At 61.5% G+C, this 8,750-nt stretch carries 11 protein-coding genes; 2 read left to right on the forward strand and 9 right to left on the reverse strand.

Annotated elements, in window-relative coordinates; all coding sequences use genetic code 11:
• Positions 1–6: 6 nt before the first annotated feature.
• Positions 7–1,368 carry a HAMP domain-containing sensor histidine kinase gene (locus B3605_RS12115; protein WP_112941683.1) on the reverse strand — a complete coding sequence of 454 codons (1,362 nt, stop codon included), beginning with the start codon at positions 1,366–1,368 and terminating at the stop codon, positions 7–9.
• Positions 1,355–2,032, reverse strand: a complete 678-nt coding sequence (locus B3605_RS12120; RefSeq protein ID WP_112941684.1) for a winged helix-turn-helix domain-containing protein — start codon at positions 2,030–2,032, stop codon at positions 1,355–1,357. Before B3605_RS12120 ends, B3605_RS12115 begins: the two co-directional genes overlap by 14 nt.
• 206 nt (positions 2,033–2,238) lie before the next feature.
• Here B3605_RS12120 and B3605_RS12125 point away from each other — a divergent pair, with 206 nt between their 5' ends.
• Together B3605_RS12125 and B3605_RS12130 are read left to right on the forward strand one after the other, a co-directional pair.
• Positions 2,239–2,505, forward strand: coding sequence for a hypothetical protein (locus tag B3605_RS12125; protein ID WP_111563484.1), 267 nt, complete (start codon positions 2,239–2,241; stop codon positions 2,503–2,505).
• A gap of 16 nt (positions 2,506–2,521) precedes the next feature.
• On the forward strand, positions 2,522–3,325 hold the full coding sequence (locus B3605_RS12130; RefSeq protein ID WP_112941685.1) for a hypothetical protein: 804 nt from the start codon (positions 2,522–2,524) through the stop codon (positions 3,323–3,325).
• Between the two features lie 7 nt (positions 3,326–3,332).
• Here the strand turns inward: B3605_RS12130 and B3605_RS12135 are convergent, their stop codons facing one another.
• The 7 genes from B3605_RS12135 to B3605_RS12165 form a co-directional block, all read right to left on the reverse strand.
• On the reverse strand, positions 3,333–4,094 hold the full coding sequence (locus B3605_RS12135; RefSeq protein WP_018900601.1) for an ABC transporter permease: 762 nt from the start codon (positions 4,092–4,094) through the stop codon (positions 3,333–3,335).
• Complete coding sequence (locus tag B3605_RS12140) at positions 4,091–5,017, reverse strand: ABC transporter ATP-binding protein (protein WP_112941686.1); 927 nt, start codon at positions 5,015–5,017, stop codon at positions 4,091–4,093. Before B3605_RS12140 ends, B3605_RS12135 begins: the two co-directional genes overlap by 4 nt.
• Before the next feature lie 163 nt (positions 5,018–5,180).
• Positions 5,181–5,429, reverse strand: coding sequence for a hypothetical protein (locus tag B3605_RS12145; protein ID WP_112941687.1), 249 nt, complete (start codon positions 5,427–5,429; stop codon positions 5,181–5,183).
• Positions 5,430–5,506: 77 nt separating this feature from the next.
• Entirely contained in the window at positions 5,507–6,787 is a 1,281-nt protein-coding gene (locus B3605_RS12150) for an extensin family protein (RefSeq protein ID WP_112941688.1), read from the reverse strand.
• Positions 6,788–7,064: 277 nt separating this feature from the next.
• Positions 7,065–7,301 (reverse strand): hypothetical protein, encoded by a 237-nt coding sequence (locus B3605_RS12155; RefSeq protein ID WP_026283371.1) that lies wholly within the window; start codon positions 7,299–7,301, stop codon positions 7,065–7,067.
• A 170-nt stretch (positions 7,302–7,471) separates the two neighbouring features.
• A complete protein-coding gene (locus B3605_RS12160) occupies positions 7,472–7,645 on the reverse strand; it encodes a hypothetical protein (protein ID WP_155947803.1) in 174 nt (57 codons plus the stop codon).
• Positions 7,646–7,782: 137 nt separating this feature from the next.
• Positions 7,783–8,750 (reverse strand): alpha/beta-hydrolase family protein (locus B3605_RS12165; protein ID WP_296434050.1); only part of this gene is annotated, 968 nt, incomplete at its 5' end.

An 8,750-nucleotide genomic window follows, 5' to 3' on the forward strand; every position in this document is an offset into this window, starting at 1 on the left:
AACTGCCTAGCGCAGGACGGGAAAGCGAACCAGGACGCGCGTTCCGGGCTGGTTGTCCTCCAGAGCCACCTCGGCGGAATGCAAATCGGCGACAGCCTTGACGAGGCTCAACCCCAAACCGCTGCCCGCGGATGTGCGGCTCTTGTCGAGCCTGTAGAGCCGGCGAAACACCTTCTTGTGCTCCGCGGTCGGAATCCCGACGCCATTGTCCGCCACTCGGGCCAGAAGCAGACTGTCGCGGCGCGCCAGCGACAATTCGATCAGCGTTCCCGTTCCACTGTGGTTGATGGCGTTTTCGATCAGGTTAACGAACATCTGGACCAGCAGTTCCCGGTCGCCCATCACTTGCATGCCGGAGCTATCGAGCACGACAAAACGCAATGTCTGACCGACATCGACAGCCACATCGCGGTATATCTCCGTGACCGATGACATGACATCGGTCAGGTCGACCGATTGGAAACGCGCCCGCCGGGCACCGGCCTCGATCTGGGAAATCCTCAGCAGCGCTTCGAAAGTGGCGTTGATCTGATCGCTCTCCATGCAGGCGTCCGCGATCTGCTGCCCGACCGGCTCACCGCGATCGGTCCGCTCCGCCGCGTCCTCAAGCGTCATCTTCAACCTGTTGAGCGGCGTCTTAAGCTCGTGCGCGATATCGGCGCTCACCTGCCGCATGCCCTCCACCAGCCCCGACAGCCGGTCGAGCGCATGATTGATCTTCTCGGACACCAGATCGATATCATCGCCATTCCCACGCAAGGGAATACGCGTTGCAAGCTCGCCATTCGAGACATCGATCATCGTGCGCGCCACCGCGTCGAGCCGCCGCTGGGCTCTGGTCGCCAAAAAGGCGCCGCCACCAACGGCAATCAGCACGATGACGCCGGCGGCCCAGCCGAGGCTTACCAGCAGGATTTCGCCAAGCCTCTCCTTCTCCGCGAAACTGCGGCCCACTACCAGCCGGTTGCCGCCGACAAGACCGCTGCGCACGCGATAGGAATGTCCGTCAGGCAACCCCAGGGCTTGCGCACCGACGCTCGACAACCCTTCGCTCATCACGGGAAGCGCCAGATTGCCGGCCAGCCGCGTGCCATTGGCATCGCTGAGTAAAAACACGCCCTGATCCGGCGAGCGCAAGCTCGAATAGGTGTTCACCGCCGCGATCAGGTCCTCGACATCGTTCTGCGCGTAGGTGGAGGCGATCGCGCTGTAGATCTCGTTGACGGTATCATCGAGCTGACGTTCGAGACCGCTGTTCAGCATGTGATAGGTGATCGCGCCGGCGACCAGAAAGGCGGCGACAAAAAGCACGCCGAAGGTCATCGCCAGGCGAAAGGGCGTGCTGCGCAAGAGATTAACGCGGCGCATGCAGACTGTAGCCCGTGTTGCGCACCGTATGCAGCAACTGCACCGGAAACGGCCGGTCGATCTTTGCCCTCAGGCGGCTGATATGCGTTTCGACCACGCTCGTCTTCGGGTCAAAATGGAAATCCCATACGCGCTCCAGCAGCATGGTCCGCGTCACGACCCGCCCCTCGCCGCGCATCAGCACTTCAAGCAGCGTAAACTCGCGCGGCTGCAGGTCGATGATCTGCCCTGCCCGCGTCACCTGCCGACGCAGGAGATCGAGCTCCAGATCCGCGACACGCAGCACGGTCTTCTGCTCCTGCAGACGCGGCCGCCGCGCCAGCGCGTTCGCGCGCGCCAGAAGCTCCGAGAAGGCAAAGGGCTTGACCAGATAGTCATCCCCACCCGCCTCCAGTCCATCCACGCGATCATCGACCCCGCCGACAGCAGTCAGAAACAGCGTCGGTGTGCTGATCCGCGCGGCCCGCAAAGCCTTGACGAGAGACAAGCCATCAAGCCCCGGCAGCATGCGGTCGACGATGACGACGTCATAGGCCTCGCGCGTAGCCTGAAACAGCCCGTCGCGCCCGTCGTGAACGACATCGCAAGAATGGCCAGCCTGGATAAACCCTCTCGCCACGTAATCGGCCGCCCGCCGGTCGTCTTCGACCACCAATACCCACATGCCTGAAGTCCGTTGCTTCCGCCTACAATTCGGCATCGCCAAGCTACCCGTTTCCGGCAGGAATGCCATCGCGCTTTGCAAACCTTACGAAAACGTATGGTGCCGGCGAGGCCAGCGTATGTCCGTGCCCCTAGTGTCCGTTTTGCGGATCGGCGAGCAAAGCCGCGCCCCGCTCAACACGACCACTCACTAGAAGGAAACGCATCATGAAGACCATCGCCGCAGCAGGTATCCTGAACGCCCTCGTCGCCCTGGGCTTCGTTCTCGTCTCGATGCCCGCGCATGCTGCACCGGCACCTTGCGAGGACATGCTGAAGGACATGCGCGCCACGAAGGCGGCTGCGAAGCTCGCGGATGCCGACGCAAAGAAGGTGAACGACCTGGAGACAAAGGCCGTCGAACGTTGCAACGCCGACGACGACGCGCGCTCCGACAAGTTTCTGGCCGAAGCCATGAAGATCATGGGCAAGTGAGAAGCGAGGCACCGTGATGACAAACGCCATTCGAGCGGGCCACGAGCCCGCCAACCGCGTCCCGAACGTGACGGTCGATTTCTGGCTGATCAAGCTGATGGCCGTCACCATGGGCGAGACGGCCGCCGATTATCTCGCCGTCAATCTGGGGCTCGGCCTGACCGTGACCTCCGTGATCATGTCGGCGATCCTTGCGGTCTCTATCGCCATCCAGTTTTCGATGAAGCGATACGTCCCTTCGGCCTACTGGGCCGCCGTCGTCCTGATCAGCATTGTCGGAACCTTGGTCACCGACAATCTGGTCGACAACTTCGGCGTCCTGCTTGATGTCACCACCATCGGCTTTTCGATCGCGCTCTTTCTGACCTTCCTCGGCTGGTACGCGCTCGAACGCACGCTCTCCATCCACACCATCTTTACGACGCGACGTGAAGCCCTTTACTGGCTGGCGATCCTGTTCACCTTCGCGCTCGGCACAGCCGCCGGCGACCTCATCGCCGAACGGATGGAACTCGGTTATCTCAGCACAGCCTTGCTGTTCGCCGGCGTGATCGCGGTGATCGCACTCGCCTACTATCGCGGCGGCATGAACGCCATTCTCGCCTTCTGGCTCGCCTATATCGTCACGCGTCCGCTTGGCGCATCCCTGGGCGACCTGCTGTCACAGCCGGTCGAGTATGGCGGCCTCGGATTTGGGACGATTTATACAAGCCTCCTCTTCCTCGGCGCGATCGTGGTAATCGTCACCTACATGACGCTGAGTGTCCGACCGGAGCGCGACGAGGATTCCCCGTCGCGCGAGGCCATCGATCGGCGATGACGCCGCATCAGTTGCGCAGCTTGTAGCCGGTCCGGAACATCCAGCCGAGCGTGCCCAGGCAGATCGCCAGGAACAGCGAGATCATACCGAGGCTGATCAGCGGGTTGACGTCGGCGATGCCGTAGAAGCTCCAGCGGAAACCGCTGACCAGATAGAGCACCGGATTGAAATGGCTGACCGCCTGCCAGAAGGGCGGCAGCATGTTGATCGAATAGAAGCTGCCGCCGAGGAAGGTCAGCGGCGGCACGACCAGCATCGGGATCAGGTTCAACTGCTCGAAATTGTTAGCCCACAGCCCGATCATGAAGCCGAACAGGCTGAAGGTGACGGCCGTCAGCACGAAGAACAGCGCCATCATGAACGGGTGCTCGATCCTCACCTCGACGAAGAAGTTCGCCGTCAGCAGGATGATCACCCCGATCATCAACCCCTTGGTCGCGGCCGCCCCGACATAGCCGAGCAGGATCTCGGCCATCGCCACCGGCGCCGACAGCACTTCGTAGATGGTGCCGGTGAATTTCGGGAAGTAGATGCCGAAGGAACCGTTGCCGATGCACTGCCCGAGCAGGGTCAGCATGATCAGGCCCGGCGTGATGAATGCGCCATAGGAGATCCCCTCGACTTCCTGAATGCGCGACCCGACGGCCGCACCGAAGACGATGAAGTAGAGCGACGTCGAGATGACGGGCGAAACCACGCTCTGCAACAGGGTGCGGCGGGTGCGGGCCATTTCGAAGAAATAGATGGATTTGACGGCTTCGAAGTTCATTTTGCGCCTCCCACGAGGGCCACGAAGATGTCTTCGAGCGAACTCTGCTGCGTCGACAGGTCTTTGAAATGGATGTTGTGCTCGGCAAGCCGGGTCAGCAGCGCGGCGATGCTTTCCTGGTCGTTCTCGGCATCGAACTCGTAGGTCAGGCGATTGCCGCCGGCGGTGAGTGCAAGCCCGTTGCCGGCGAAGCTTGCGGGCAGCTCTTCGAGCGGCTCGGTCAATTCCAGGATCAGCTGCTTGCGGCCGAGCTTGGCCATCAGCGCCGTCTTGTCCTCGACGAGCAGCAGCTCGCCGCCATTGATCACGCCGACGCGGTCGGCGATCTCTTCGGCCTCTTCGATATAGTGCGTCGTCAGGATGATGGTGACGCCCGCCTCTCGCAGTTTCTCGACGACGTGCCACATGTCCTTGCGCAGCGCGACGTCGACGCCGGCGGTGGGCTCGTCGAGGAAGAGGATTTCAGGCTCGTGGCTCAGTGCCTTGGCGATCAGGACGCGCCGCTTCATGCCGCCGGAGAGCTGGCGCAGCGTATTGTCCTTCTTGTCCCACAGCGACAGGTCGCGCAGCACCTTTTCGATATGCGCAGGATCGGCCTTCTTGCCGTGCAGGCCGCGCGAGAAGCTGACCGTGTTCCACACCGTCTCGAACTGATCGGTGGTCAGTTCCTGCGGCACCAGTCCGATCATCGCCCGCGTCGCCCGGAAGTCCTTGACCACGTCGTGGCCGCCGACAAGCACGGTTCCCCCGCTCGGATTGGCAATGCCGCAGACGATCGAGATCATCGTAGTCTTGCCGGCACCATTCGGGCCGAGAAGCGCGAGAATCTCGCCCTTCTCAACATCGAGATCGATGCCCTTTAGTGCCTGAAAGCCGTTGCCGTAGATTTTCGTGAGATTGCGGATGGAAATAATGGGGGCCATGAAGGGCTCTTGAAGACGAAAGGAAGGATTTCGCCGCTATATAGCCGCTCCGCGACAGTTTTACATCCCATTGACTGCGAACAGAGTATTCATTTGCTCGAAAACGATGCAATTGAAAACGCGGTTCCCCGATCATCAGGACTTCAAGGCCCCCACGACCTTGCTACCAGGCGCCGTTCACGCTGCAGCCAGCCGGCGGCAAAGTCTTGCCCTCGAACCTAGCCTTCAGCATCTCGCAACCCTTCGCGCGAATGAAATCGGGCATCTTCATGTTGAGACTGATCCCCACTTCATCGAACGGATCGCTCGCATAGGCCACATAGGCATACCAACGACCGCCGAACACAGCGACGGCGGCGATCACCACGATCGCGATGAAAAACAGAATATTCGGGCGCTTTTTCTCGGCCACAACGATCTCCTCTTATTGATAGGGAGCCCGTTTAAAGCGATTCCCGCGGCCGCGTCGATGCCAGGCCGCTCATGCCGTCAGTCGCAATAAACCTTGCCGCTCTTGCGCTCGCGCAGATCGAAGTGGAAGTGGTTCCAGTGCTCCGGATTGCTGCCGGGGCCGAGCACCGTGTTGAAATACTTGCAGCTGTCCGTCCGCACGGCCTTCAGCAGCTTGCCCTCGCGGAAGGAGAACAGCCCCTTCTTGCGCACGTCGATCTCGTGACCGCTCTTCAATACGAACTTGCCGACATCGATCGCGTTGCCGTGTGCGTGCTCGGACATCGGATTGTAGCGCTGGCGACTATTGTTCATGCGTCGGCAGCTATAGCCGCCAAGTGGCTGGATCGTCTTGATGCCGGACCAGTAGCGAAACCGTGCCGATGGCGCGAGCTCGTTCTTCACCCACTTGGCAAAGGCGAGCGTCACCTGGCAGTTCAAAGTCACCGCCGGGCGAACGCCGATATTGCCGGACAGACCCTGCAGCGAGATCGGATAAGGCACCTGGCACGCCGGCCCGTTGGAGATCGGCGGCTTGTCGGTGAAGACCACGCCCATCCGCTTCAACTCGCGCCGGCAGGAAAGCTCCGAACTCGGCATCACGCCGGGTACAGCCGGTGCCGGCTGGCTCATCTGCGGCTCGCTGTCCATCGGGTTGTTCGGCCGCAGCATCGCCACTTCCTGCGGCTCGCTCTCCTCAGGCACGCGCGCCGGCGCCACGACAGTGCTGCCGTCGCTCCAGACCTGCTGCTGTTGCCCCATCGCCGCCTGGCTCGCCGGCCGGGGCGCGCGCATCCGGTTCATCTGCGTGGGATTGTCCGTGCCGATGCCATCGACGACGGGCTGGTCCGACTGTCCCTCGGCGATCTGCTGTTGCTCTTCCTGGGCGAGGCCGGTGACCGGCTCCGCCCCAAGCTCGGCATCCATGTTGACGCCCTCGGGCGGCACGGCAAGCGTCTGCGTCCCGCCCCAGGTCGCCGGCTGGCCGCTGAACTGGCCGGCAGCACCGCGTGCACCGGCCGACGCCTGATCGTTGGTCATCGGAGGTGCCGCGCTCGCCTGCCCGCGACCGGCAAGATTGGGCGTATTCATATAATCGACGGAGCCCTGGACCGGCTGATTGCCAGCGGGATAGGCCTGATCGACGGCGCTGGAGGGCATGCTGACCGGCGCCTGGCGCCGTGGCGGCGAGATGGAGCCGACCTTCGTGCCGCTATCCACGCTGCCGGGCGGAATGAGCGCATCCGTCGAGCACGTCGTCAGCGCTGTCGACAGCAGCACGGGCAGCACATAACGCCGCATGATGGAAACAAACGCCATACTCTCATCGCTTCCGAAGATCGGCAGTGACCAAAAAACTTCGGTCCAAATTTAATAAAAAGCGGTGAACGAAACCTTACCCCCAGCCCGGACAAGGCCAGCGTGGCCGATCACGATTGCGGAAACGTTTGAAACAAAAGCCCTAATCCGGTCGAAAAATCGGGGATCAGCGCGCGATGGTCACCGATCGGCGACGTGTGCGCAGATTTGCTTGCGAGACTGGAAAGGGGTGATGCGAACAGCATGACGGGAACTGCAGAGCGGACGAGCCGCAGCGTCAGCTGACGTAACGCAGATCCTTGTCGTCGGACAAGTTGATCGCGGCGCGACGAACCGGGCGGCCGCTGCCATAGATCTCGTTCATGATCTTGGCGACTTCGACGGCATGGCCTTCGGTCAATCCGTTGAGGATCTGGCCGCCAAAGCATGCGGGCTCTTCTGCCTGATGGTCCCAGACCATCCACATGTCGAGCGGATCGCAAATTACATCGTAACGAGGTGTGGAGCTATTCATCGGGTAACGCCTTCAATACCCCACTCTCTTAGGTTGCCGTAAATTAATCGTTTACTTGCGCCACCCATGAAAACAAATGAGTGATTTATTGTAGCGGAGCCATATCGGGCAGAGTAAGCCCTGATGAATTGGCAAAGCCGCCCTAGGCGGCTTCGCCGGATCGCAGAGAATTACCGCGCCGGCACACTTCCGGTGACGATACGATCGGTCTTCGTCAGTTCCATCTGCGGCCAATTGGACGCGGTTTCGGATGCAGGACGGCTGCCGATCGCAAGGATCGTGATCAGGCCGGCAACGACGGCGGAAAGAAGCAACCCGCTATAGGTCATCAGTTTGAACCTCAAAGATGTGGTTTCCCAGCCACTCCGGCGCAAACTGCTACGGGAGCCTAAACGAACCCATAATGAACGTGGTTAATCACGATCATATTCCCGCTTATGAACAGTCGAAGCGGTGCAGACCGGCCCCTCACCACCCCATCTCAGTCATTACCGCCCTGAGCGTCCGCTTGCGCGAAGCGCGCCTTCAGCGCCGCCACCTCGCCGGGATCGACCGTCAATCCGGCAACGGCGATCCAGGCGTCGATATAATGCTCGGGCGCATAGACATGGCCATAGCCCATCGGCGACGTCGTCGCGATCATCAGATCGAACAACAGCTGAAACATCGTCAGCACGGGAAACCACCTGAGGCTCGGCGACACATCCGGCCCCCGCGGCGCCTGCATCCACGCCGGCTCGCGATAGAAGGAATGCGGATCGAAAAACGTCACCGCATCGCTTGCATATTGCAGATAGACGATCCGCATTGGCCCCCATGGCGCAGCATCCGCAAGGTCCAGATGGTTTTCCTGATTGGTGAAGCGGATCATCGAGCCGTCGCGGAAGGTCGGCAGCCAGGCCGGCGATTGCGGATTGCGCCCTGCCGTCACCGCATTCCACATCCAGCTCTCGAAAGGCGGGCCGCTCCACAGAGCGCCCTGGAACGGATCGGCGATCACATCGAAGATATCGGCCGATAGCTGCGAGTTCAGCGCGCCGAGGCTCAATCCATGCAGATAGAGTTTCGGCCGCTTGTCGTGGGGCAGCGTCGTCCAGTAGCCGTAGACCTCGCGAAACAGCGCCTTGGCCGACTGCGCGCCATATTCCGACTCAACCAGCAGCGACAGCCAGCTCGAGAGGTAGGAATATTGCAGCGCCACGCTCGCGACATCGCCCTGCTTCAAGTATTCGAGCGTATCCATCGCCGCCGGATCGACCCAGCCGGTGCCCGTCGGCGCGATGATGACGAGCATCGAGCGCTCGAACGCCCCGTCCCGCTTCAACTCCTCGAGAGCAAGCTTGGCGCGCGCCTCGATCGTGTCGGCATTGTTGAGGCCGACATAAACGCGAATGGGCTCGCGCGCCTCGCCCTTCCAGAAGCCGCCGATATCGGACGCGTTCGGCCCCG

It is taken from the genome of Rhizobium sp. UBA1881 (assembly GCF_002338015.1).
Lineage (GTDB): Bacteria > Pseudomonadota > Alphaproteobacteria > Rhizobiales > Rhizobiaceae > Rhizobium.